Below are 24,599 nucleotides of genomic sequence, written 5' to 3' on the forward strand. Positions count from 1 at the left end.
CAGAATATTATAAGTAATGATAAAAATAAACATCCGCTATTGGCTAATAATCTTCATTTTAACGCCTTACCTGCTCGCAGCACAAACAAAACAACAATCGGCAATCAGCACTTTTGTGAAAAATCCCGCCCTGAAACATGCCTCGGTGGGCGTATGTGTAAAAGACATGACAGGCAAGACCATAGCCTCCCACAATATGGATAAAGCCCTGACACCTGCATCCATCCTCAAGATAATTACTACTGCCACCGCATTGGAAGTGCTGGGCAGCGAATATACATACCGCACGACCCTGGCAAAAGAAAGAGGCAAAAACAACCACTTGCTTATACATGGTTACGGCGACCCTACATTGGGAACCGAATACCTGGACAACACACCCGAAGCATTCCTGCCGGCTTGGACAAATGCAATAAAAAGCAACATAGATTCATCCAACACATTAGACATAACCGTAATCGACAATTACTTCGGCTACGATGGCATCGCCCAACGCTGGACTTACCAGGATATAGGCAACCATTACGGGGCGGCAACTTATGGCATCAGCATATACGACAACCTGTACAAAGTCTATTTCGACACCACCCGCCCCGATACCTGCCCGGTAATCAGGGGGACAAAGCCCGAAATAAAAAGCCTGAATTTCCATAATACTTTAACAATAAACAAGACAGGCAAAGACAACGGATATATACACGGTGTACCCTTATCGAACGAAAGGTTGCTCACCGGTAATATCCCTAGCGGAAAAACCTGGTTCAGCCTAAAAGGCGATATCCCCAATCCGGGGCAACTGCTGGCTGATGTAGTAGCCACCCAATTAAAAAGCAACGGATATAATATAGCGACAACCCACACCACACTCGAACGCTACCGCCAACAGATGCACAGCAAGAAAAAGGATGCATTTGACGAAGAGGTATTTTATAGTCACAAATCGTATCCGATGAAGGAGATCGTAAAAGACATAAACTACCGCAGCAACAACCACTATGCCGAACATGTAATACGCACGATAGGAAGGACAAAAAACGCCGACATCTATTCTTCTGCTTTGGACGAAGGCATCAGCAAAACCAAAACCCTGTGGAAACTGCGCGGGCTGAATACCGAACCCCTCACCATGTTCGACGGCAGCGGGCTTTCGCCATCGAATGCTGTAAGCCCTGCCTTTATGTGCGAACTGCTGGTCTATATGCAGGCAAAAAGCAAAAATGCAAAAGCCTTCCTCGAATCGCTGCCCAAAGCAGGGAAAGAGGGCACCGTACGCTACCGCCTGCGTGGCACAAGGCTCGCCGGAAAAGTATATATGAAAAGCGGAAGCATATTCGGTGTACGCTGTTTCTCCGGTTATTATGTAGAGGGTGCGAAAAAGTATGCCTTTACCGTGATGGTCAATAAATACAACGGTACGACCGCACAGGTAAATAAGGCGATTGACGATTTGCTATTATCTTTATTCTGATTATCCTTTTTGCTAAATTTTGGTGAATTTAGCAACACAATAAGCCATTGTGTTCTACGATTTTGTATCTTTGTATCTCAATCTAAAAAACCTAAAGATGAAAGGCAAAATCCTAGTAACAGGCGGAACCGGATACATCGGTTCGCACACAGTAGTAGAATTGCAGAATGCCGGCTATTCGGTAGTCGTTATCGACAATTTATCGAACTCAAACACCGATTCCATCGATGGAGTTGAACGTATCACAGGTATAAGGCCTGCTTTCGAAAAACTCGATTGCAACGACCTCGATGGCCTGCGCAACCTCTTTCAAAAGCACTCCGACATCAAAGGGATCATCCATTTTGCAGCAAGCAAGGCTGTTGGCGAATCGGTACAAAAACCATTGTTGTATTACAGGAACAACCTGAACTCGCTTATCAACCTGCTCGACCTGATGCCTGAGTTTGGTATCAAAAACATTGTATTCTCGTCATCGTGTACTGTTTATGGCGAGCCCGACCACAACCCGATAGACGAATCGGCTCCGGTGAAACCGGCAGAATCGCCTTACGGAAATACCAAGCAGATAAACGAAGAGATTATAAAAGACTTCGTTCGTTCGGGGGCAGATATAAACAGTATCATACTCCGCTACTTCAACCCGATTGGTGCGCATCCATCGGCAGAAATAGGAGAGCTGCCTAATGGTGTGCCTCAAAACCTTGTGCCGTATATCACACAAACGGCTATGGGTGTGCGCGAGCAACTGAGCGTTTTCGGCGACGACTACAATACTCCCGACGGCTCTTGCATCCGCGACTTTATCAATGTGGTAGACTTGGCAAAAGCCCATGTAATAGCAATAGACCGCATGTTGGGAGAGAAATCTGCCGATAAAGTGGAGGTTTTCAACCTGGGAACCGGCCGCGGGGTTTCGGTTCTCGAACTTATCAATGTATTTGAAAAAGTATCGGGCAAGAAACTCAACTACAAAATAGTAGGACGCCGCGAAGGTGATATAGAGAAGATATGGGCCGAGCCTAAGCATGCCAACACTGTGCTGGGATGGACTGCCAAAGAAAATATCGACGACACTATGCTTTCGGCTTGGAACTGGCAGCTTAAGCTTCGCGAGAAAGGAATAATGTAATACGCCCGTCTACAGCATATATAAAAGGAAGGTGTCCCGAAAATGATAAAGGACACCTTCTTTGTGTTTCTGTTGTGGAGTGTTCAAAAAGTGAGTGGCTTCGCATCTAATCACTTTTGAGACATCTTCTTTTTTTGTATCCATCCGATATTTACCCTATCTTTGCATCAAATAATTTGAAACATAAATAAATAAAAGAACTACTGATGGAAGAAATGCCAAACTGCCCTGCCTGCGATATGGGTAACACTTATTTTGACGGAACTGCATATGTCTGCCCCGACTGTTTCCACGAATGGACAGGCGAAGCCACCGCCGAAACAGAGGATACAACACCACGCGACAGCAACGGTGCGGAACTCTTCGACGGCGATGCTGTAACAGTAATCAAAGACCTGAAAGTAAAAGGCTCGTCGATGGTTATCAAACGCGGCACAAAGGTGAAAAGCATCCGACTGACCGAAGAACCAACTGAGGTAGACTGCAAGATAGACGGATCGAGCATTGTATTGAAGACCTGCTTCTTGAAAAAATAATACGATAATGAGTATAAAAAAATGGTGTGCCTTTGCTGAAAGGCACACCATTTTTATTATTCTATGACTTCTAATTGCCCGACTTGATCTTTTCCCAAACCAGTGCACTGGCTCCTAATATGGCGGCATCGGCATTATTGTTCAGTTCCGAAAGATAGACGTCTACTTTTTTATTACCTTCGTCATCATATCCTTTATAATTTTTCAGCAAATTAACCTCCATCGCTTTCCTTGTTGGCTCTAATATATATTTACCGGATTTAGCTAATCCACCGAATAAAAATATCTTATTCGGATCGGAGAATGCGACAAAATTAGCGAGGGATTCTCCTAGTATTTTGCCGGTGAATGCAAAGATTTCAAGCGCTAGAGGATCATTCTTCTCTGCGGCATCACAAACATCTTTCGAACTGATTGGCAATTCATACTTTCTTTCTAATTCAGTGATTTGCGCTTTCAGGTTCTTTATCTCTTCTTCATCCTTTTCGCTATTCAGTTTGATATTTTTATCCAATAGTTCAGCTCTTATTTCAGCTATCCGCTCTTTATATTTTTCATATAAAATACCAGTCTGCTTTTGTTTTACAAACTGAACAGCAGTAAATGCCATTCCTGTAGCCGAGGCATACCTTTCCAGACAGTCTATTCTGCCACAGCCACAAATTCTGTCGCCACAATGATAAGCTCTGGTATGTCCTAATTCACCACCCAAGCCATGCTTGCCTCTTATTAGTCTTCCTTCGGCAACAATGCCACTTCCTAAACCCGTACCAAGAGTAATCATAATACAATGGTTTGTATCTTTAGCTCCTCCATAAGCCCACTCCCCAAGCATTGCTGCGTTTGCATCGTTATCAAGAAAAACATTGTCGAGATTTATTTTTTTACTCACCATTTTCGTAATCTCAAAATTATCCCATTCCGGCGGTAGATTCGGTGCTTTTTCTATCTTTCCGGTAAGGTACGAACTGCTAGGCGCACCAATGCCTATCCCGGCAATATTCTCTTTTCCTCCTATTTTCTCATCAGCAAACATTTCTTCCAAAGCCTTGCATAATGCATCTACATACACTTGTTGTTCCCTGTGATCCCAAGGGGCGAGAAAACCTTGTCCTCCTCTACAGAGTATAACCTCTCCGCGCTTATCCACAATGCCAATAGTGCTGCCTTGCCCGCCGATATCAATACCTACTACATACTTGTTTTCCATAAATTCGTGTTTTATAAATTAATATTAGTCCGTTGTCTTAGTAACACTCAGGCTCAGATAGCCCGCTATCATCGCTTCGCAGAAGAAAAAACTATCTCAAAAACAATCCTGAAAATTGGAACGAGATATTTTCTAACAGTTACTTACAAACTTATTTAAAAAATATGGGAATATAAGGTTTTGAAGAAACAAATCTATCACATTATCAAGGTTGATTTATTTTAATCTTCCGCCTGCCTATCAATACCGGAATATATTTCTGAACTATAACAATGGGATAATAAAGCAATATAGTTATCAATATTGAGACAACAATATTGGGTAAAGCACTATGGGGCATCTGCCCGAACTTAGCAAATATTTTATAAAGAACAGGGTGTAAGGCCAGTATAAGTATCGTGCCCGAAGATAAAGTAATAATCATCTTGTTTTGCTTATTATTCAGCAACAAGCATACGCATATAACCAGTATGCAACCGATAAATGCTGCGGGATAATACAGTAGGGGATATCTACCGAATGCTCCAAGACCTGCAAATCCTTGAACCTCGTTTAAAGCGACTAAAAAGGCCAAAGCAACGAGAGCAATAAATACTGCAAGCCGTCTTGTAAGAATAGTGGGCAGGTCTACCTTCTTTAAATGATATCCTACAATGAAGAACGGAATGGCACAAAAAGAATATAATGGATTGCTCAATAAAAAGTTAACCGATTCGTTGCTGACTACCACCAACACAAAAATTGCGATCAGAGGGGCGACGACCATTACAGCAATTTGCAGGGGCAATTTCGATTTCAATATCGCATAAGCGTATATTTTCACAAGGAATAAACAAACTAAAAACCAGCATGGCCCTGCCGGTGCATGCCCATATCCTATCAGGATGCAGGTTATATAATATTCGAAGTGCATAAAATTATTATGGAGAATCATCCCCGGAAGGATTACACAACATAGCACCAAGATGTTCAATAAGAGATAAGGAACAACCAGCGACTTTACATTTTTCGATATATACGATTTAAAATCAGATGAATCTTTATGCAAATAACCCGACAGAAGAAAAAACAACGGCACATGGAAACTATACACTAAATTCTGGAAAAAGACAGCTTCTCCCCAAAAAGAGCAATGCCCAAAGACAACGAGAATTATCGTAATCACTTTTGCCCAATCTACCCAATTTATCCTTTGTTCAGCCATTTTAAAATACAAATCAATATTCGCCAAGAATTTAGGCAAGGTCTAAAATTTTGTTATTATCTTTACTGTAAAAGTACGAATAAAACAAAACTTCTGCAATATGACAAAAAAGGTATTAGCCATTACATTGGTAGCAGCTGTCAGCAGCGTTGCCGTATATGCTTATGTACAAAATAGGAAAAAGCAAAGAAGGCGTAAGATTATGCCCATCAATTTTGTTTAGGCCAGTTCTATTACATCGCTGATTCCGTTGCGGTTGAACAATATACGGTATTTTTTATAATACTCTCCTTCTTCCGATTTGCACTGTAGAATAAAATACAGTGAATACATCTTATTCCCTGTCAGGCTCTCATAACCACTCTCTTTGTTGGGCATATAAAGAGGAATATACGGGTTATCCATCTTGCGGGTAAGGTTTACAAGATTGAACCGGGTGATATCGTTTATTCCCGACAGGCGGTATTCTTTATACTTCTCTATTTCTTCTTTCGACAGTTTCACCCATTTGCGGTAAAGCATTATTTTTTCGTCGTATATCTGGTTTTCGGCTTCTACCAGAGGGCTGCGGGCACGGAAATTACGCACTTCTTCCGGCAGTTTCTTCTCTTCTATGTAGTCGAATGCTTCTTTTATCCAACCTATTTCCTGCTTGCGGATGCTTAATTTGAGTTTGGTATCGAAATATTTTTTGCTCAACTGCGACGAAAAGTAATAGCGCATCAGTTCTTTTATCCGGTCTTTGAACATATAACTAAAGACCAGGATAAGAAAAAGGTCGGTCGTAAAATTGCCGAACCGTTGCGTAGCAAAGAACGAAATCACCGTGGCAAATATCATTGCTATACCGGCTGCGACACTATAATAGAATTGTTCGACAAACAGCCCGTCCTTTTTTTTCAGAGTTTGCAAGAAAAGGTCGCTTTCAACGAATTTTTTAAGCACATTGCGTTGCGTGATCACAAGGCTGTTGTGCCTTTCGTCCCCTCTCTTGAGTAGCATAAAGCCTCTTTTTTTCTTATGGTTTGCCTCTTCCTCCAAAAGCCTGTTAAGACCTTCTTTTATTTCGATGAAAACAGGTTTATCCTTGAAAAACTTTATAATCTGGAATGTATATTGCTCGATGATATTGCCGAGAAAATCGTCTCCAAACAAGAAATACTCCCTTTGCTTCATCGAGATGCCGGCACCTGTCAGCTTATTCAATTCGGCCCTGTAACGGGATGCTATTTCATTAACATCGCGCAGATAGGATTCGACAAGGGAAACCGCCTCATCGTCGGATGGCGCCTTATATATCAGTTGCACATGGCGGCGCAAGGCACTTTTTACAATACAAACGAGCATTTTCACCTGATAGATATAGCTCTCTACCTCGATTTCATCGGAAGGATTGGCAACAAGGCTGTCTATTGCCTTTTGCAAGCGGGGAATAGGGCCGCGGCCGGCTTTAAGTATCTCTTCGAGCGAATAAACGGGAGTTATAAGGCGAAGGTTGTTTTTTACATCTTTATAGAAATCACCTTTGCTGTATGTCGAACGGTTGATATCGAGACTATTGGGCACAAATATCCATGTATTGATTTTAAATTCGTTTACATCTTCCTCCTTGTTGTTGGTGATGAAACCGATTTTAAACTCCAATGCAAAATTATCGTGTACTTTTACTTCTGTATCAATCATACTATTTACGTTGCTGTTTACAAAGCTATTAAAAGAAAGGGGAATTAGCAATTCATTGAAGTTCTGTTTTAGAGTCTGTTTAAATTTTATGGCAAATCTTTTTTATAGCTGTTTTTAGATGGATTTTATGTATTTTACTTGCTGGTTTAGCGGGCTAAACCGAGAGGAAAATGTGGAAAATACGCTAAAAAGAGCATAAAAAAGTTGCTAAGAACTATACTAAAGAACCTATAAGAAATATTTTCGCTAAAATTTGAACAGTTACTAAAAGCCGAAGTAAGAGACAGGTATATTTCTTATTCCGGTTTTTTATATCTTTGGGGGCGTGTAACTCCGTTCACTTAAGCATATTATTTGATTTTGGGTCAAAACCACCATAGAATGAAACATTATATACTGATATTCTTTTTCTCAACATTTATCTTTAGTTTAACTGCACAAGACGAGCCTGCGATAAAGAAACTGCCGGTAAAAATTTCTGTATTTAATGTAGACATAGACAATAAAACAGGAGAAAGAAATGAAAAACTGGAAGATGAGTATATCCTTGATTACGACAGAGAGTATATAACCAGAACTTTTTTAGAGAAATACAAGATGCCAGTAAACGAGTTGGTTTCTGGTAAAATATGAACTTGTGTCTCGTATCTTGTTTACTCGTATCTAAAGAGAAGGTAACACAACTTAGCTCTAAAAAAACCGTACCTTTAAGCGTTTTTTACCAAACCCGAAAATGGCAAATAGAATAGCAAGCACAATAAAGTCGTATATGATGCCCATTGCAATGACTGCGGGCATTGTATCCTATCAGTATGTAGGGCAACTATCTTTTCTTACCCCCTACCTTATCATCCTGATGCTGTTTGTTACTTACTGTAATATTTCGTTTTCCGACCTGCGGTTTTCGCGGCTTCACCTATGGCTTATCCTCATACAGCTTGTGGCAAGTATCGGGGTTTACCTGTTGCTGCTTCCTGTGCATCCGCTACTGGCGCAAGGTGCTATGATCTGCATACTTGCACCCACCGCCACCTCGGCTCCCGTAATAGCCGGCATGCTGGGCGGAAATGTTGCCAGCCTGACTACCTACACATTGCTTTGCAACCTTGTAATAGTAGTTGCCGCACCGATTATATTTGCATTTGTGGGAGAGGTAGAGGCATCGTCTTTCGTGGCATCGCTGTGGGTGGTATTCCAAAAGGTATTTTTACTCCTTCTCACACCATTCTTTGCAGCTTTGTTGCTCAAGAAATTGTTGCCAAGAGTGCATTCACAAATCCAGAAGGCTAAGTCTGTATCTTTCTACCTGTGGTCGGTGGCCTTGGTTATTATCACAGGAAAGACCGTACAGTTTATCACCGAGCAGGATAGTTCTAATTATATAGTTGAAATCGGCATTTCGGTGGCTGCGTTGCTTATATGTATCACGCAGTTTGCCACAGGGCGGCGATTGGGGCGCATCTACAACGATACGGTTGCCGGAGGGCAGGGATTGGGACAAAAAAATACCATCCTGGCTATCTGGATGGCACAAACGTTCTTGAATCCGGTTTCGTCTATCGGCCCCGGAACATATGTATTGTGGCAAAACCTTGTAAACTCTTACCAGGTGTGGCGCAACAGGAAGAACCTTTAGGCTAAAGGTTTCCTCATTATATCGGTAGGTTCGAGCACCATGTTTTTCAGGTACTCAAATTCCAGTTGGAAGCATTCGCTGAATATATCGTCGGCAAAGCCTTCTTCCATTTGTTTTATCGACCAGAATTTGCCATTGATGCCCCCCTCTCTTTTTATCGAATGCTCGTCATCTACATAGGCCACAAACAGGAAGATAAGACGCTTGGTATTATCGTTGTCGAAAACATATTTCAATATAAATTTGAGGTTGAAGTCTATATCGCTCCCTATCATCCGGTGAATGCTGTTGCGGGCGGCAAGGTTTATCTCGTGGCTGTAGAGCATATATTTTTCGAAAGGGTAATCGAGTTTACCCGGATCGAGGATATCACTCTGAGGGCGGGGTTGCAGGTAGATCTTCGAATTGGAAACAAGCGCCACCCTGACTACCGGATGCAAGAACCTGTTTTTCATATTCAGCGAAACACTCTTGGCTATTTTACCGGTCACTTCACCCTTTTCGTTTACTATAGGCAGCCATTCTTCGTTTCGCAGTTTGCCCGCCTGGTATCTTATTTTCAGCATATGGTAAACACCTATAACTATTATTATAAGAGCCGGCACTATAGCAAATATGACAATGTCGTAGAAATGAATATTTTCGGCATATAGCCTGAACTGACGGTAGAGCAATATGCTGAATATATGCAGGGTAAGCCCGTATTGTATCAGCACCGACGAATCGAAAAACTCTTTCAGCAGTGTTTTTTGCAGCAGGCTTTTCTTCCTGAAGAAATGAATGGTAATATATGTCTGGCTGGCGCGCAACAGCATGAAAAGGCAAACGATCATCGCCTCTAAAATTACGATGTAGGTAAACTGGTGCGTCAGTATTTTATTGGTAAAGAACCAAACGATGAGTGTAATGATGATGGAAATAATGGAGATATAGAATGTGACGTTAGGCTCTCTCGTTTTATTATAGAACTTAAGGATAGTATCTCCGGCAATGGCAAACACCAATGAAACTACCAGGCAGGTTCCGACCGTCATCCCAAATAAGCGCAATATTACGAACAGCACAAATGGCAAGAGCCCGATGACCGGATTCGATATATATTTCTTTATTCCTCTACTTAGCATTTTTGTTAAAAGTTATTCATAGTTAGGTAGTTTGTAGCCTATAGATATAGTTATTAAGTTTGTCGACAAAGATAGAACAATTAACCTGCTATATTGTTTATAGTTATTTAAGGTTTTTGCAACAAAAAAAGGAATTAATATTCAGGCTTTACTCTCTTTAAATGTAAATAGTTTATTTATAATAAATTGCATTGCCGCAACAATTCCGATGGATAATATTTTCGCCACCATTTCGGGCATACCCATCTGTCCGATAAATATAGTCATCAAAGTTGTACTTATAACCAACCCTATAGCTGCAATGCCAACAAAAGACCCGAAGCGTTTCAGCTTGTTGTCGGTTACCCTGAATGTAAAATAACTGTTCAGTACGAAGTTATTTATTATTGCCAGCACATTGCTTATAATATGGGACGTATCGGTGTCGATAATATCTATGGGAAATCTATTGTTCAGCAATTCGCCAACATAGGCAGTGGACGGATAATGCACAGACAGTTTTACTGCCAGTATATAGAACACACCCAAGTCTATTACAGCCCCTACAGCCCCTACCATGCCGTATTTTACCAGTTGCCTGAAAGATTTGTTTTTCGACAGTTTTATAAGTTTGCCTTTCATCCGTTTCCTGATAAGATATTACTCCTGTTTTCCTGTTATTTCTTCTCTATTTTATAGAAAAGCATTTCGTCTTTTGCATCATTCCATTTGTCACTTGTTTCCAGCAATGTAAACTCATAATCGCTGTACTCTTCTTTCACCTGGTCGGAGGAGTGGCGCAAAGTTATAAAAAATCCCTTTTCGGGTTTATCTATATCTATATTTTTAAATATGTTCTTCAGATAAAAATTTAATCCGTACAGGTTTTGGTATTTCCTCAGGTCGTTAGTCACATACACATTGCCCCTGAGTTCATACTTTTCCGATAGTTTCGTGGCAAAAGGCTTCGACGAATACGCATCTTTGAAACCTTGTAGAAGATAAGCATCCAGAAATATATTTATTGCCAGCATAACACCAAATCCCGCCATCAGTATCTTTATATTCATCTTCTTCCTGAGCAGGTATATACTGTTTACCACAGCCCACAGCAATACGACAACAGACAACAGCCCGTATATGCCGGGACGGACAAACAAGCCGGAAAATATCTTTATATCATGCAATGTGCGTTCACGCTTCGAAAGGCTGTGCGAGATTTCCTCTACATCGATCAGTCCTGTATATGCCAGCCCCACAATTACCAGTACAAGGATGCTGATACCGACCAATATCCATGTAGATATCCTTACGGCAGCAGATTTATATTCGGCTATATAGATAAAGAAGCGTGCTATAAATATGGCTATGAACGGATATACCAGCATGATATATACGCTCCGTTTGGAAACAGGGATGGAATAAAACACAAGCGATATTACAACAACACAAAGGCTGAACAGCAACACCTTGTCCATCGACAATATACGCTTCCATAATGCCGACAGTGTTTCTTTTAGCGATCCCTTAGGCATGCTGTACTTAATGAAGAACAACGATATCGCAAGCAAGATAGTCCACGGCAGCAAGCCCGATAGCAGATATACAGCATATATCCAGAAAGGTGCTTCGTGCCCCAGCATATACTCCGTGCTCATCCCGGCAACTTTCAGGTGGAGAAACCGCCCGAAGTTTTCATAAAAAGCCAGGTTGAAAAATGCTTCGCCCTGTATCTGGTAAGCAGCGTAATACCAAACGAAGGGAATAACCAATGCCGGCAGCCCCAGCTTCAGGCACTTCAAAGTAGCTTTCATGAAATTTTCTTTTTGCAAGAGCAGGTAAGTACCAAATATCATACACGGCAGCAATATTCCTACAGGCCCTTTGGTCAGGGTAGCCATGCTGAGCAGGAACCATACTGATATCATCTGTCCTACGCGCCGTTTCTCGTACCATGTGTACATCTGTATCATCCCTGCCACAAGGAAGAAGGTAAGTACCATATCTACCCGCGCAGTCATGGCAGCGCGATGTATCTCGAAGCAGGTGATGACTATAAGGCACGATACAAAAGCTTCGAGTACGGGGCGACGGCGGGCCAGAAACATAAAACAAACCCCTATCATGGCTATGAAGGCCAATGTAGAGGGTAACCGCGATGTAAACGGTGTAACTTCGCCATTGTTCAGTGCCAGCGAAAGCCCGGCAATCATCCAATGGCTGAGTGGTGGCTTATATGCAAATTCGTCTGCATAGTTTGAAGGAATCACCCATTCTCCTTTTTCTATCATCGAAATCGCAAGTACGGCTTCGCGCGGCTCTCCTTTGGTGTAAAACTCACCCAAACCTATCCAGGGTAAGGTGGAAATAGTGGCTATGAGTAAAATCAGCAGAAGGGGTTTTTGCAAATAGAGAGTTTGCAGAAAATGGGACTTCTTCATATGTAGGCAATTAAATATTTTTGCAAAGATAATTTATTTCTTATTGCATAATTATTATATCTGCAAAAAAGAGGCACATCCCGCAATATTATCGCCATAGGTTTATCTATAATAAAAAGCTGTACCTCCCCGCTCTCGACAAGGGGAAGCCCCCTAATCCCCCAAGGGGGACTTATGAGCGAAGCTGCGACGAGAGAGGAAAAGTAACAGTGAAAAAGTAATGAAAATGTGTTACAAGTGTTACTTTTTGCCACCTCACTCCCCGCTCTCTCCAAAGGGAGAGAGGGCTGCAAGCCACGACAAGGGAGAGGAAAAGCAACAATAAAAAAAGAGCAAAATGTGTTACAAGTGTTACTTTTTAGGGAGATACAAGATACCGGTAGACGAGTTAACAAGTTGGTTCTTGATAAAATATGAACTTGTATCTCGTATCTCGTTTACTTGTATCTAAAAATATTATTAACTAATTGTCACATTGATTTTACTTTCTTGTCGGTCTCTTTATGAGGCTCTAAGAAAACTATTTCGTATTTTTGTATCCATTTTTCACAAAAGTATGTCAGAAGAAAAAAATATATTTATCAAGGGGGCAAGAGTAAACAATCTCAAAAACATAGATGTAGAGATACCCCGCAATAAATTTGTAGTTATCACAGGCTTGTCGGGTTCGGGAAAATCGTCCCTTGCCTTCGATACATTGTATGCAGAAGGTCAACGCCGCTATGTAGAAAGCCTTTCGTCCTATGCCCGCCAGTTCCTTGGGCGGATGAACAAGCCCGAAAGCGACTACATCAAGGGTATTCCCCCTGCCATCGCTATCGAACAGCGCGTAGCTGCACGCAATCCGCGTTCTACTGTAGGTACATCGACCGAGATCTACGAATACCTGCGCCTGCTGTTTGCCCGCATCGGGAAAACCATATCGCCCGTATCGGGGCAGGAGGTGAAGAAGCATCAGGTAAGCGATATCGTCGCCAAGATGCACGAGTATCCCGAAGACACACGGCTAGCCATCCTGACGAGGATAATACTACGAGACGGACGCAAACTGAACGAGCAACTCGATATCCTTGCCAAAGAAGGTTTCTCGCGTGTAGAACTGGATGGTAAGTTTGAACAGATAGATACGATCCTGTCATCGAAAAAAGAATACCGTCCCGATGATATGCTGCTGCTTATCGACCGCCTGACCTGCGACCGCGACGGGGCAAATATCAGCCGCTTTTCGGAATCTATCGAAACCGCTTATTACGAGGGGGGAGGCGATTGTACAGTGCGCTTTTATGTTGGCGACAAAGTAGAATCTTTCGAATATTCGCGCCATTTCGAAGCCGACGGCATCGAGTTTGAAGAACCTACCGATATGATGTTCAGCTTCAACAGCCCTGTGGGAGCTTGCCCCGTATGCGAAGGGTTTGGTAAAGTGATGGGTATAGACGAAGACCTGGTTGTTCCCAACAAAGGCCTATCTGTTTACGAAGACGCTGTAGTGTGCTGGAAAGGCGAAAAGATGAGCGAATGGAAAAACGAATTTGTCCGCTCAGCCTCCAAATACGATTTCCCTATCCACCGCCCTTATTTCGAACTGACGAATAAGGAACGCGACCTATTGTGGCACGGGGCAAAAGGATTGCATGGTATCGACGATTTCTTCAAGATGGTAGAGGAAAACCTCTATAAAATACAATACCGTGTAATGCAGGCTCGCTACCGGGGAAAGACTACCTGCCCGGCGTGTAAAGGTGCACGGCTAAAACCACAAGCTCTTTATGTGCATGTAGGCGGTAAGAATATTGCCGGCCTTGTGCAGATGCCTATTACCGAGTTGCAGGATTTTTTCAACAGCCTCGAACTCAACGAGACAGATGCTGCTATTGCCAAGCGTCTCCTCACCGATATAAATATCCGTATCCAATACCTGATAAATGTAGGATTGGGATACCTTACGCTCAATCGTATTTCCAATACGCTTTCGGGAGGGGAAAGCCAGCGTATAAACCTTGCCACCTCGTTGGGCAGCAGCCTTGTAGGTTCACTTTATATTTTAGATGAACCAAGTATCGGGCTTCACTCGCGCGATACCGACCTGCTGATAAAAGTACTGCGCGATCTCAAAAATATAGGTAATACCGTGGTTGTAGTGGAACACGATGAAGAGATAATCCGTGCCGCCGACTATATTATCGACATGGGGCCAAAAGCCGGACGGCTGGGTGGAGAAGTGATCTATCAGGGAGATGTAGCCGGACTGAGGATGCACACAGATAGCTATACGGTGCGTTATCTGAATGGTGAGGAAAAGATAGAAGTGCCCAAGATACGCCGCAAATGGAACAACTATATAGAGATAAAAGGGGCAAGGCAGAACAACCTGAAAAACCTCAATGTCAAGTTCCCGCTGAACATAATGACTGTGGTAACAGGTGTCAGCGGTTCGGGTAAATCATCGCTTATCTGCGATGTGCTTTACACAGCCTTGCAGCGTCACTATAAGGATAAGGGCGACCAGATCGTGCAATTCAGCAGCCTTGAGGGCGACCTCAACCTTATCAAAGAGATTGAGATGGTAGACCAGAACCCTATCGGTAAGTCGTCGCGTTCCAATCCGGTGACTTACATCAAGGCATACGATGAGATACGTAAGCTGTTTGCAGAACAGGCATTGGCTAAGCAAATGCATTTTACCCCGGCTTATTTCTCGTTCAATGTAGAAGGCGGCCGCTGCGAAGAGTGCGCAGGAGAAGGTAAGATTCTGGTTGAAATGCAGTTCATGGCCGATGTACTGTTAGAATGCGAAGTTTGTAAAGGCAAGCGTTTCAAACAGGATATACTCGATGTGCAGTATCGCGGAGCAAGTATATACGATGTGTTGGAAATGACCATCGACCAGGCTATCGAATTTTTCGAAGCCGGAAAAGGAAGCACCGAGAAAAAGATAGTCAAACGCCTGAAACCTTTACAGGATGTAGGGTTGGGCTATGTGAAGCTTGGGCAGTCTTCATCATCGCTTTCGGGTGGTGAAAACCAGCGTGTGAAGCTCGCGTTCCATCTGGCTGACGAAAAGCCTCAGCCTACTTTGTTTATCTTCGACGAACCGACAACAGGGCTTCACTTCCACGATATAAAAACCTTGCTGAAAGCCTTCAATTCACTCATTGAGCGCGGGCATACAATCATTATCATCGAACACAACATGGATGTGATAAAATGTGCCGACCATATTATCGACATAGGTCCCGAAGGAGGAAAACAGGGTGGCCGTATCGTTTGCGAGGGTACCCCCGAGACAATAGCCAAATGCAAAGGATCGCATACGGGGCGTTTTCTGAAAGAGAAGTTGTAATATCTATCAAAGAAATACCAATGCCTATATGATTCTGGCTTTCGATACATATTACTTCGATAATAAAGCAAAGACCGTTTGCCTTGCATTCCAAAATTGGGATGAGAAGGACAAATTCGATGTTTTCTCCGAAACGATAGATAATGTAAACGATTATATTCCGGGCGAGTTTTACAAAAGGGAACTTCCTTGTATATTGAGTCTATTGCATAAGATAAATGCAGCAGATGTTAACATAGATACAATTATTGTAGATGGATTTATCTATTTAGATGATAATAATAAATGGGGATTGGGCGGATACCTGCACGAAGCTTTAAATGGCGAGATACCTATTATAGGTGTTGCAAAAAGTAATTTTGCGACAATAGTCCACAATAAACGGGAATTGTTGCGGGGCGAAAGTAAAAGGCCTCTTTACATAACATCTATAGGAATAAATTTGGATATCGCTACCGAAAAAATAAAGAGTATGGATGGTAAGTACAGGATGCCAACATTGTTAAAGGAACTGGATAGATTAACAAAAGATAATTCAGAATATGAAAGATAACACTAAATTATACAAAGTCCTCTTTGTCTGCCTCGGCAATATCTGCCGTTCTCCGGCTGCCGAAGGCATTTTCAAGAAACTTGTCGAAGAAAACAAGCTTGGAGATAAGATAATCGCCGATTCTGCCGGCACTTCCGGCTATCATAATGGCGAACTGCCCGACTCGCGTATGCGGCAACATGGTGCACGCAGGGGCTATAAATTCGATAGCCTGTCGCGGAAATTCACGGTGCATGATTTCGACGACTTCGATATCATTCTGGCTATGGACGACAGCAACTATGCCAACATTATGCGGCTCGCACCCGATATCGAATCCGAGAGAAAGGTATATCGTATGGTCGATTTCTTACAGAAGTACAGCCACGACCATGTTCCCGATCCTTATTACTCAGGGGCAGACGGCTTCGAATTGGTTCTCGACCTCTTGGAAGATGGCTGTAACGGCCTGCTCGAACAGATAAGGGATGGTAAAGTGTAGATAGCTTATCTTTCGAACAATCTCAGGCGTTCTTTCATACTTTGTATCTCTGCCTGCATTTCCTCCATCCTATCTAGTAGGTTGTGGATGACGTCTATCCCGGCCACATTGATGGACAGGTCGTAATACCAGCGGGCATACTGCTCTATTTCTTTCAACTGCGAATGATGTATATATGGCTCATTCTCTTCCATGTAGAGTTCGATAAGGCCTTCTTCTTCCAGCTGGAAGATAAAGTCGGGTTCTATCTGGCTCTGTGTGCAGTATTCTCTTATAATAATCATATCCGGTTTCATAATTCCAATACTTTTAAGGTTATTAAGACTTTGCCAACTGCTCGAACAGCTCTCTTTGCCCGTCAGTTAAGTTTGCCGGTATCTGCACCGAATAAGTTATGATGAGGTCGCCAAATTGCCCGTCTTTCTTATATATGGGAAAACCTTTGCCTTTGAGCCGCACCTTCGTCCCGTTTTGTGTACCTGCGGCAACCTTCAGCTTGACCTTTCCGGTAAAGGTATTCACCATTTCTTCGCCACCTAATACAGCAGTGTATAGGTTTAGGCCGACAGTGGTATAAAGGTCGTTCCCTACCCTTTTGAAGTCGGGATCTTCGCTGATTACAAACGTAATGTATAAATCACCGTCGGGTCCACCATTGCTTCCCGGCCCACCTTGCCCGGCAAGCTTTATTACCTGCCCGTCCGATGCTCCGGCAGGAATAGTAATGCGCAGGTTCTTGCCGTTGATGGAGATGGTGCGCTTATGGGTTTGGTAAACATCGCGAAGGCTGAGATGCAGTTCGGACGAATAATCCTGCCCTCTGAATCCTCTGGCAGAACGCCTTCCCGACGAACCGCCCATATTGCCGAAAAGAGATTCGAAGAAGTCGGAAAATCCGCCTTCATCGCCTCCAAAACTGTACGATGTACTGCCTCCAAAGCCGCCGCCGAAGTTTGCATAATCGGCAAAGCCTCCGTTTTGAGACTGTTGCTGGCGGGCTTTCTCGTATTCTTCGGCATGCTTCCAGTTTTCGCCGTATTCATCGTATTTCTTCCTTTTGTCGGGATCAGACAATACTTCGTTGGCTTCGTTCACTTGCTGGAATTTGCGTTTGGCCTCCTCATCGTTTGGGTTAATATCCGGGTGGTGTTTGCGAGCCAACTTCCGGTAAGCTTTCTTTATCTCATCGGCATTGGCTGTTTTGGGTATCCCCAGAATGCTGTAATAATCTATAAATGCCATATTATTATATTTTGATATCCATAATAAAGACAGTGAAGGTACAGGATCATATATTGAACACCTGTACCTTACATCTTGTTTAATCTCAGTATGAAGGGAAGCTTGCTATTTTGTAGTCTTTACCTTTTCCCGGTCTTTCAGCTCGTCGTATATCTTAAAGCATGCCCACGCATCAATCGCCGCATACATCTTTTGAGCGTCCGACAAGACTTCGGCTTCCCAGTTCGACAGGCGTTGCCCCTTCGATATCCGTTTTTCAAAAAGTATGCCATAAATACGTTGCAAGCCGGTATCTTCTATTCCGTATTGTTTGACAAACGATTGCAGTTCCACAAAGTTTGAAGGAGCCAGCCTCGACCGTTTATGCATAGCCGAAAAATCGTCTTTCAACGATAGCCCTATTTTCTTTATAGCCGGATTTACAAGGATATCCTCAAGGCACTGAGGAATGCCTATAAGATTGAGCCTGAACAGGAAACAAGTATCGTCGGTAGATAGCTGCATCAAAGCTACCTTATGTATTATCCCTTTCTTAAAGGCCGGACGGGTTTCGGTATCGAACCCTATTACCTTGCAAGAGCTAAGGTATTCGCATGCTTTTTCGGCTTCGCTATCGGATTGTATAGTTATTATTCTTCCCCCGAATACCTCGCGGGGCATGGTGGCCAGTTCGTCTTTAGTTATAGTGCTTACCATAGTTCATCGATTTCATCGGGAGACTCTTCATCGTCAGACGACATCTCTATTGTGTTATATTTCAGCGAATGCAGAGCACGCAATACGTTAACAAGTTTTTGTCCCCAATACGTTTTGAAGTTTTCCATACATACATACAGGGCATCGTTCATGTTCTCGGTAATCCCGCGTTCGAATATGGCAGCAAAGTTCTTCAAATCCTGATAGATATCTGCAAGGTCTTCGCTTATGCTTGCTGCAATAGGGCTATCGCTGTATTTCATGTCCTGCATGAAGACTTCGAGATATGTATCGTTGTTGAGATATATATCGTATATTTTAGACATGATATAATTGTAGCTGGTTTCTGTAACTGCTACTTCAGGCTCGTCCTCATCGTTTACCATCTCTGTTTCGGGCACAAGAGCCGTTTTGAGGTACAACAAGGGGAGTAGTTTGGTCAGTTTATCAGTCAGTTCGTCTTCTGTCGTACTTTCCAGATTTTCGAGAAAATCGCAATATTGAACAGCAACCGTCACAAATTCTATAGTGTTTCGCGAATAGACTATTTCTTTCAATTGTTCTTCCATCGGATAGGAGTTAGTAGTATTATTAATGTTGCAATAACAAATTTAGGGTATTATTTGTTAAGTGTTATACAAGATATAATGATATTTAGTATTCTTTAAATATGAGATATCATTTTGTCAGGCTTCTGTATTTGTAATTGATGTTTGCTTTCCTTGCCTGCGAATGTTGCAAACGGCGCGGTATGTTGTATAATTTCCCGCCTTTTACGAGCCTTGCCCCTGTTTGCTTAAACCAGAAAGGGATGTCGTTTTCTACACACAAGTCGCGTATTTCCATTATCCAGTCGAAGTGGCATACGCGGGCGTCTTTTCCCGATTCGCCTCCCGCTGTGACGTGTTCTACCCATTCTCCGATATTGTAAGGGCGCAAGTCTATCCGTTCGAGAAGCGGTTCGCACATAATCATTTTGTGTTTTATCGGGGCTTCCCTGTATATGGGGAGGCGATAGTCGGCTCTATCCTGATTTTCTACAGTGCAGCATATGGTCACATTATCGTACCCGTCGCCCCAATCATCGGGAATACACTGGCTAAAGCGGTCTATCCGCTTGGTTATCATCAGGAAATGGAGGTCGCTGCGCTCTTTCATCATCTTCCATGCTTGGGCGCGCCACTGGTCGGCGGCATCTATAAAAAAGTCGGATGTGAAACAAGTATAGACATTGGTTCCCGATGGTATTTTGTATTCACCGCTCCTCTTTTTCTTCCGGATGGGGACATCGAAGTTTTTGGTTTGTGCTACTATCGTACTGTCGATACCGCGTCTGGCATCACCACGATATACATAGCAATGTTTGCAGCCTTCGCTCAATTTGTGGCATCCATGCCAGGGATTCCATAGAGAAGCCATAGTTGTGTCGGTTTATGTCTGAAACTATCCTGCAGGATAGTCGCAAGGACAGGGTAAACGCATGAAAAATAAAATTACTGTTTTGTCTACTGTAGGGGCAAATTGAAAATCGACAGAGTCAATTATCATTCGCCCGAAGACTTTTACTATTCCGGGCGAAGATAATTCGCCCCTACAAAGCTGATATTACAATGATTCAAATTTTTGTCATATACGATGCACTTGTAACACATTTTACTCTTTTTTTTATTGTTACCCTCTCTTTAGATACAAGTAGACAAGATACGAGATACAAGTTCATATTTTATCGAAAACTAACTCGTTAACTCGTCTACTGGTATCTTGTATCTCTCTAAAAAGTAACACTTGTAACACATTTTCTTCACTTTTTCACTGTTACTTTTCCTCCTCCTTGCGCAGCTTCGCTCATAAGTCCCCCAAGGGGGATTAGGGGGCTTCCCTTTAGAGAGGGAGAGCCTATATAGATAAAGTTTTTCTATTTCAATCGGAATACTATCGGCAAGGTAAACCATACATCTACCGGCTCGCCGTCTTTTATACCCGGATTCCATTTAGGCATTGTTCTTACTATCCTTTTGGCTTCTTTGTCGATGCCATAAGAAACGCTTTGCAAAATTTCAATAGACGAAAAGAAAGTAATTAATCAAAATATTTTATCACCTTCGCCGGATTACCCGCCACAAGGCAGTTTGGCGGTACATCTTTCGTAACCACACTACCCGCTGCTACTGTAGAGCCATCGCCAATGGTAACACCTGCCAATACGATCGCACCTCCTCCTATCCACACATTCGAACCGATGGTGACGGGCGCGGAATAAGTTTTCCAGAAGGATGGAAACCCGTTGTTTTCTTCGTTGTGCGAAAGGCGTTCACCGGGTTTTACGGGATGGGAGACTGCATATATCTGCACATTAGGCCCTATACCGGTATTGTCGCCAATGGTGATTTTGTTGCAATCGAGAAACGTACAGTTCATATTTATCTCGCAGTCGTTACCGATATGGATATTTTCGCCATAATCTACATAGATAGGGGCTGATATCCATACATTTTTGCCACGCGAGCCAATCAGGCGGTCGAGTATGCTATCCAACAAATCTCTATCGGAGGAATCGGCGAGGTAGTACTCTTTCATCAGCTTTTTAGCCAGATGCCAGCGGTCGGATAGCTCTTTGCCGCTTCCTTCGTAAAATTCGCCGGCAAGCATTTTTTCTTTTTCTGTTTTTGCCATTAGGTATATAATTTATTTTTCCTCTCCCACAAACCAGAAAGAGTATCAAAAATAAGAAACTTTAATCAAGCCGATGACATACGCCCTATTCTATCATACGACGATGGCAGGTCAGCACATTTTGCCTGTCGCCAGTCCAATAGTGCATACCGTTGCCCTTACATAGCTTATACTCATTGCACGAAGCACACGGCCCTACCCTTGTCCAGTCGCGGTTGCGATACGGATCATAGCGGTTGTTCCATACATCCATGAATGTATCTTCGTAGATATTGCCCTGTACAAAGCTGCGGTCTACATTCGGGCAAGCGCCTATGCTGCCGTCTATCAGAACGGAGGCTACATTGATACCCGCGCGGCAAAAGAAAAACCCGTCGCGCACATCTCCTTCGTACCTGCCCACATAGCCTTCGCAGCTGAATTTTACATCCATCTTTCCCTTGCAGCGTTTCCCTTTTATAAAATCCATCAGGAAAGTAAACGCAGGGGCATCCAACAGCATCTCATTACTATCCTTCGCTCTACCTATCGGTGTGATAGTGAACAGTCTCCATGCAGAACAACCATTGTTGAGCAAGAGGCGGTAAATATCTTCCAGTTGATGGATATTGCGCTTGTTGACGCAGGTAACTACATCGTATGTCAATTGCCCGTAAGAAGAGATAAGCTGCAAGGCATTCAAAGCCCTGTCGAAGCTCCGTGGGCTGTTGCGCAGCCAGTTGTGGTTATCCTCCAACCCGTCGAAGCTAAGGGTGATAGAACCCATACCTGCGTTGAGCAGCGATATATGCCTTTCCTTTGTATAAGCATAACCATTGGTAACCATTCCCCAGCGAAACCCACGTTTGCGAATGGCGTATCCACATTCTTCGAGATCCTTCCTCAGCAGGGGCTCGCCACCGGTTATTACCACTGTTGTCTCCTCGTGCGGATATTCGTTGATATTGTCCAGCACTTTCAGAAAATCTTCCTTTGGCATATCCCTGTGGCGGCTGTCGGAAATACAATCGCTACCGCAATGCAGGCACGAAAGGTTGCAACGCTGCGTACATTCCCAAAACAGGTAGAAAAGGCTATGCTTGCGGTATGTCGCTTCCCTTTGGCGCAGGAAGACGGCTTGCTTTAGCGATTTGAGTATCATAAAATACGGTGGGGCTTGTTATTTTTTCTCTTCCAAAGTGATGACAAGGCTCGAAGAGTCTGTCGAGGTAAGTATCAAGGTGTCTTTTTTCAGGTATGAAGTATTCTTTCCGGGTGCGGTAAACGAAAGTTTATGCTCTCCTCTTGCCCTTGTATAGATATAGAAGCCTCCTAGCTCGTCGGTTAGCGTATATTGGATAGAGTCGTTAAGCCACACAACAACATCTTTCAGGGGCTTTCCTTCTGCATCGACCACCCTGCCTCCTATATACCTATCTAAACCATAATCGCGCGGCACACCGTAACATGCCTGAAAAGCAAAGGCAACTGCCGTAAGCGAAAAGCCTTTGAAAAGGCGCATAGCCCATTTGCGGGAGAAAAAAGGAGTTTTCATATAGCTTTGTATTTTTTTCAAATATACGAAAATATATGAGAATGGTGAATCTTTTTCATGTGCGGGATAGAGTCCGGCAAAAAGCCTTTTGCTTTCACTCTCGTCATGGCGTTGCGGCTTCCTCTTTTGGAGAGAGGTGGCATAAAATAGTAAACGGCTTCAACTATCTAAATTGAAACCGTTTACACATAACATCCGGAGGATATTTACCAACTATTTATTTAATCTTCCACTTCCCGTTATCCATCCTCAGCGATTGGGTGTCCATCTCTATTTCTTCTCCATTTTTGCATACAACGACCAATTTTACCAATGCGCCTTTTATTACCTCATCATCGTCTCCATACCAGTTGGTATAGTAAACAAAACGGCTGTCGTCGTAAGGTATCGCTTTCACTTTCTTAAATCCTCCGTTTTCTTTTATCTTCTTGTTTACCCGGGCAAAATAGCCATAATCGTCAGTCATGTTTTCCATTACTACTTTCATACCACTCAGTTTGAAATTTCTGATTTCTTCTTCTGTTTTCAAATCGCTTGGTATATGTACATTTTCAATTGCCTTTTCAAATTTCCCCTCAAATATATAGGTCACTGTATCCACGGCAACATCTTCGGGAGATGATGAACCTGAACAGGCAGACAGGATACAGGCAGACAATACAGATAATAACAGTTTACAAATTTTTGTCATGCGTCAATGTTTTTCTTTTTAATTTTATGGATATCAAATCAATCGCAACGTATTTTTAGTTTGCTCCCGATCCCTTTTTCCACCAGTCAAGGTTTTCCCTGTTGAAGTCGAACGAGTAGTTGCTTTGCAACCTATTGATCAGGTATTCTATATTCTCAGGCTTCGACAACAGTGTACCCGAGCCTGTGATTTCGTAACCGATCTTGTTGGGGCTCATCTTTGTGCCCTCCGATTCTACATACAACCTCAACAGGTCGCTCCCTGTCGGATTACACACCTCATTGGTAAGCGTTACGCCTGCTTTCAGCGAAACCGACATCTTTGCATTTGCCGTATATGGGGCAACTACAGTGAACGACTTTTCCCATGGCAGGGTCACTTGGTTTTCTGTGATCATTTTTCCGCTTGCATCTTTGTATGTTACCGATACATCGAAGAAATCGGTAAATTCGACAGTTATATTTTCGGGACGGCTGACCACACTTTCCGGTTTTACTATTTTATAAGTAACTCTTCCAGTCAATTCGTCGTCGCTCGAGCATGAGAAAAAAGATAGTATCAATAGGCTTAGTAAAATGATTTTTTTCATAATTTGTTTGTTTTGGTTATCCATTACGCCGGTATTCCGGAGCAATATTTTTATAAATTTGGTTCTCACTGTCCTTTTTTCGTTGATATACATACATAAAAAAGCGCGGACAATACTAAATTATCTGTTCATGAGGTCTTCGACTACCTTTCCGCCAAATAAGATGAGTAAAGCCCACGCCATATAGCGTGAGCATCAGCACTTTACTCTTGGCGGACTTGAAATTGTCGAAGTTTCATGAACCAGAATAAAAGCTAGACGCTTTTTCTAATATTTTAAAATGTATGTAATTACTTGATACTTTTTATTTCATAGGCAAAAGAAATTGAGTTCGTTACAAAAATAGTATTTTTTTTAAAATAGTATTAGCCACACCCGCACAAA

The 24,599-nt window shown here is 42.7% G+C and carries 26 protein-coding genes; 9 read left to right on the forward strand and 17 right to left on the reverse strand.

Features of this window, described 5'->3' with window-relative positions; genetic code table 11:
* Positions 1–16: 16 nt before the first annotated feature.
* From dacB to D0T57_RS05300, 3 genes are all read left to right on the forward strand, one after another.
* Positions 17–1,468 carry a D-alanyl-D-alanine carboxypeptidase/D-alanyl-D-alanine-endopeptidase gene (gene dacB, locus D0T57_RS05290; protein WP_163271610.1) on the forward strand — a complete coding sequence of 484 codons (1,452 nt, stop codon included), beginning with the start codon at positions 17–19 and terminating at the stop codon, positions 1,466–1,468.
* 97 nt (positions 1,469–1,565) lie between these two features.
* A complete protein-coding gene (galE, locus tag D0T57_RS05295) occupies positions 1,566–2,600 on the forward strand; it encodes a UDP-glucose 4-epimerase GalE (RefSeq protein WP_163271612.1) in 1,035 nt (344 codons plus the stop codon).
* Between the two features lie 206 nt (positions 2,601–2,806).
* The gene (locus tag D0T57_RS05300) at positions 2,807–3,136 is read left to right on the forward strand and encodes a zinc ribbon domain-containing protein YjdM (RefSeq protein ID WP_163271614.1); all 330 of its coding nucleotides are present in this window, start codon (positions 2,807–2,809) and stop codon (positions 3,134–3,136) included.
* Positions 3,137–3,206: 70 nt separating this feature from the next.
* Here the strand turns inward: D0T57_RS05300 and D0T57_RS05305 are convergent, their stop codons facing one another.
* The gene (locus tag D0T57_RS05305; RefSeq protein ID WP_163271616.1) at positions 3,207–4,346 is read right to left on the reverse strand and encodes an ROK family protein; all 1,140 of its coding nucleotides are present in this window, start codon (positions 4,344–4,346) and stop codon (positions 3,207–3,209) included.
* A 205-nt stretch (positions 4,347–4,551) separates the two neighbouring features.
* Entirely contained in the window at positions 4,552–5,550 is a 999-nt protein-coding gene (locus D0T57_RS05310; protein ID WP_163271618.1) for an acyltransferase family protein, read from the reverse strand.
* A 100-nt stretch (positions 5,551–5,650) separates the two neighbouring features.
* Between D0T57_RS05310 and D0T57_RS15800 the strand changes: the two genes are divergently transcribed.
* Positions 5,651–5,773 carry a hypothetical protein gene (locus D0T57_RS15800; protein ID WP_255490505.1) on the forward strand — a complete coding sequence of 41 codons (123 nt, stop codon included), beginning with the start codon at positions 5,651–5,653 and terminating at the stop codon, positions 5,771–5,773.
* Here the strand turns inward: D0T57_RS15800 and D0T57_RS05315 are convergent.
* On the reverse strand, positions 5,770–7,233 hold the full coding sequence (locus tag D0T57_RS05315) for a hypothetical protein (protein ID WP_163271620.1): 1,464 nt from the start codon (positions 7,231–7,233) through the stop codon (positions 5,770–5,772). The two genes, D0T57_RS15800 and D0T57_RS05315, sit on opposite strands and share 4 nt — an antisense overlap.
* A gap of 381 nt (positions 7,234–7,614) precedes the next feature.
* Between D0T57_RS05315 and D0T57_RS05320 the strand changes: the two genes are divergently transcribed.
* Both D0T57_RS05320 and D0T57_RS05325 read left to right on the forward strand, forming a co-directional pair.
* Positions 7,615–7,866: a hypothetical protein gene (locus tag D0T57_RS05320; RefSeq protein ID WP_163271622.1), complete on the forward strand. Its 252-nt coding sequence runs from the start codon at positions 7,615–7,617 to the stop codon at positions 7,864–7,866.
* A gap of 100 nt (positions 7,867–7,966) precedes the next feature.
* Positions 7,967–8,869 carry a transporter gene (locus D0T57_RS05325; RefSeq protein WP_255490506.1) on the forward strand — a complete coding sequence of 301 codons (903 nt, stop codon included), beginning with the start codon at positions 7,967–7,969 and terminating at the stop codon, positions 8,867–8,869.
* Here D0T57_RS05325 and D0T57_RS05330 read toward each other — a convergent pair.
* The 3 genes from D0T57_RS05330 to D0T57_RS05340 all read right to left on the reverse strand — a co-directional run bounded on the left by D0T57_RS05330 (position 8,866) and on the right by D0T57_RS05340 (position 12,413).
* Complete coding sequence (locus D0T57_RS05330) at positions 8,866–9,993, reverse strand: hypothetical protein (protein ID WP_163271624.1); 1,128 nt, start codon at positions 9,991–9,993, stop codon at positions 8,866–8,868. The two genes, D0T57_RS05325 and D0T57_RS05330, sit on opposite strands and share 4 nt — an antisense overlap.
* 141 nt (positions 9,994–10,134) lie before the next feature.
* A complete protein-coding gene (locus D0T57_RS05335; protein WP_163271626.1) occupies positions 10,135–10,614 on the reverse strand; it encodes a GtrA family protein in 480 nt (159 codons plus the stop codon).
* A gap of 35 nt (positions 10,615–10,649) precedes the next feature.
* Positions 10,650–12,413, reverse strand: a complete 1,764-nt coding sequence (locus D0T57_RS05340) for a glycosyltransferase family 39 protein (RefSeq protein WP_163271628.1) — start codon at positions 12,411–12,413, stop codon at positions 10,650–10,652.
* A 556-nt stretch (positions 12,414–12,969) separates the two neighbouring features.
* On the opposite strand from D0T57_RS05340, the gene uvrA reads away from it, so the two are divergent.
* Genes uvrA through D0T57_RS05355 form a run of 3 tightly spaced genes read left to right on the forward strand, consistent with a single transcriptional unit; the run spans position 12,970 to position 16,790 of the window.
* Positions 12,970–15,756 (forward strand): excinuclease ABC subunit UvrA, encoded by a 2,787-nt coding sequence (uvrA, locus tag D0T57_RS05345; RefSeq protein WP_163271630.1) that lies wholly within the window; start codon positions 12,970–12,972, stop codon positions 15,754–15,756.
* A gap of 28 nt (positions 15,757–15,784) precedes the next feature.
* Positions 15,785–16,309: an endonuclease V gene (locus D0T57_RS05350; RefSeq protein WP_163271632.1), complete on the forward strand. Its 525-nt coding sequence runs from the start codon at positions 15,785–15,787 to the stop codon at positions 16,307–16,309.
* Positions 16,299–16,790 carry a low molecular weight protein-tyrosine-phosphatase gene (locus tag D0T57_RS05355; protein ID WP_185154633.1) on the forward strand — a complete coding sequence of 164 codons (492 nt, stop codon included), beginning with the start codon at positions 16,299–16,301 and terminating at the stop codon, positions 16,788–16,790. Before D0T57_RS05350 ends, D0T57_RS05355 begins: the two co-directional genes overlap by 11 nt.
* A gap of 5 nt (positions 16,791–16,795) precedes the next feature.
* On the opposite strand, the gene D0T57_RS05360 is transcribed toward D0T57_RS05355, so the two are convergent.
* From D0T57_RS05360 to D0T57_RS05410, 11 genes are all read right to left on the reverse strand, one after another.
* Positions 16,796–17,086 (reverse strand): chaperone modulator CbpM, encoded by a 291-nt coding sequence (locus D0T57_RS05360; protein ID WP_163271634.1) that lies wholly within the window; start codon positions 17,084–17,086, stop codon positions 16,796–16,798.
* Positions 17,087–17,108: 22 nt separating this feature from the next.
* Positions 17,109–18,032 carry a DnaJ C-terminal domain-containing protein gene (locus tag D0T57_RS05365; RefSeq protein ID WP_163271635.1) on the reverse strand — a complete coding sequence of 308 codons (924 nt, stop codon included), beginning with the start codon at positions 18,030–18,032 and terminating at the stop codon, positions 17,109–17,111.
* A gap of 105 nt (positions 18,033–18,137) precedes the next feature.
* Positions 18,138–18,728, reverse strand: coding sequence for a 3'-5' exonuclease (locus D0T57_RS05370; RefSeq protein WP_163271637.1), 591 nt, complete (start codon positions 18,726–18,728; stop codon positions 18,138–18,140).
* On the reverse strand, positions 18,722–19,297 hold the full coding sequence (locus D0T57_RS05375) for a DUF5063 domain-containing protein (protein ID WP_163271639.1): 576 nt from the start codon (positions 19,295–19,297) through the stop codon (positions 18,722–18,724). The genes D0T57_RS05370 and D0T57_RS05375 overlap by 7 nt, the downstream gene beginning before the upstream one ends.
* Positions 19,298–19,406: 109 nt before the next feature.
* The gene (locus D0T57_RS05380) at positions 19,407–20,147 is read right to left on the reverse strand and encodes a DUF5131 family protein (RefSeq protein WP_163271641.1); all 741 of its coding nucleotides are present in this window, start codon (positions 20,145–20,147) and stop codon (positions 19,407–19,409) included.
* 496 nt (positions 20,148–20,643) lie between these two features.
* On the reverse strand, positions 20,644–20,781 hold the full coding sequence (locus tag D0T57_RS05385; protein ID WP_163271643.1) for an energy transducer TonB: 138 nt from the start codon (positions 20,779–20,781) through the stop codon (positions 20,644–20,646).
* Between the two features lie 26 nt (positions 20,782–20,807).
* Positions 20,808–21,401 (reverse strand): sugar O-acetyltransferase, encoded by a 594-nt coding sequence (locus tag D0T57_RS05390; RefSeq protein ID WP_163271644.1) that lies wholly within the window; start codon positions 21,399–21,401, stop codon positions 20,808–20,810.
* 85 nt (positions 21,402–21,486) lie between these two features.
* Positions 21,487–22,542 carry a TIGR04133 family radical SAM/SPASM protein gene (locus tag D0T57_RS05395; protein WP_163271646.1) on the reverse strand — a complete coding sequence of 352 codons (1,056 nt, stop codon included), beginning with the start codon at positions 22,540–22,542 and terminating at the stop codon, positions 21,487–21,489.
* A gap of 18 nt (positions 22,543–22,560) precedes the next feature.
* Positions 22,561–22,935, reverse strand: a complete 375-nt coding sequence (locus D0T57_RS05400; protein ID WP_163271649.1) for a carboxypeptidase-like regulatory domain-containing protein — start codon at positions 22,933–22,935, stop codon at positions 22,561–22,563.
* A 217-nt stretch (positions 22,936–23,152) separates the two neighbouring features.
* Positions 23,153–23,626, reverse strand: coding sequence for a hypothetical protein (locus tag D0T57_RS05405; protein WP_163271651.1), 474 nt, complete (start codon positions 23,624–23,626; stop codon positions 23,153–23,155).
* Between the two features lie 55 nt (positions 23,627–23,681).
* Positions 23,682–24,215 (reverse strand): hypothetical protein, encoded by a 534-nt coding sequence (locus D0T57_RS05410; protein ID WP_163271653.1) that lies wholly within the window; start codon positions 24,213–24,215, stop codon positions 23,682–23,684.
* Positions 24,216–24,599: the final 384 nt, after the last annotated feature.

Origin of the sequence: Dysgonomonas sp. 511 (assembly GCF_010501105.1) — a bacterium.
Lineage (GTDB): Bacteria > Bacteroidota > Bacteroidia > Bacteroidales > Dysgonomonadaceae > Dysgonomonas.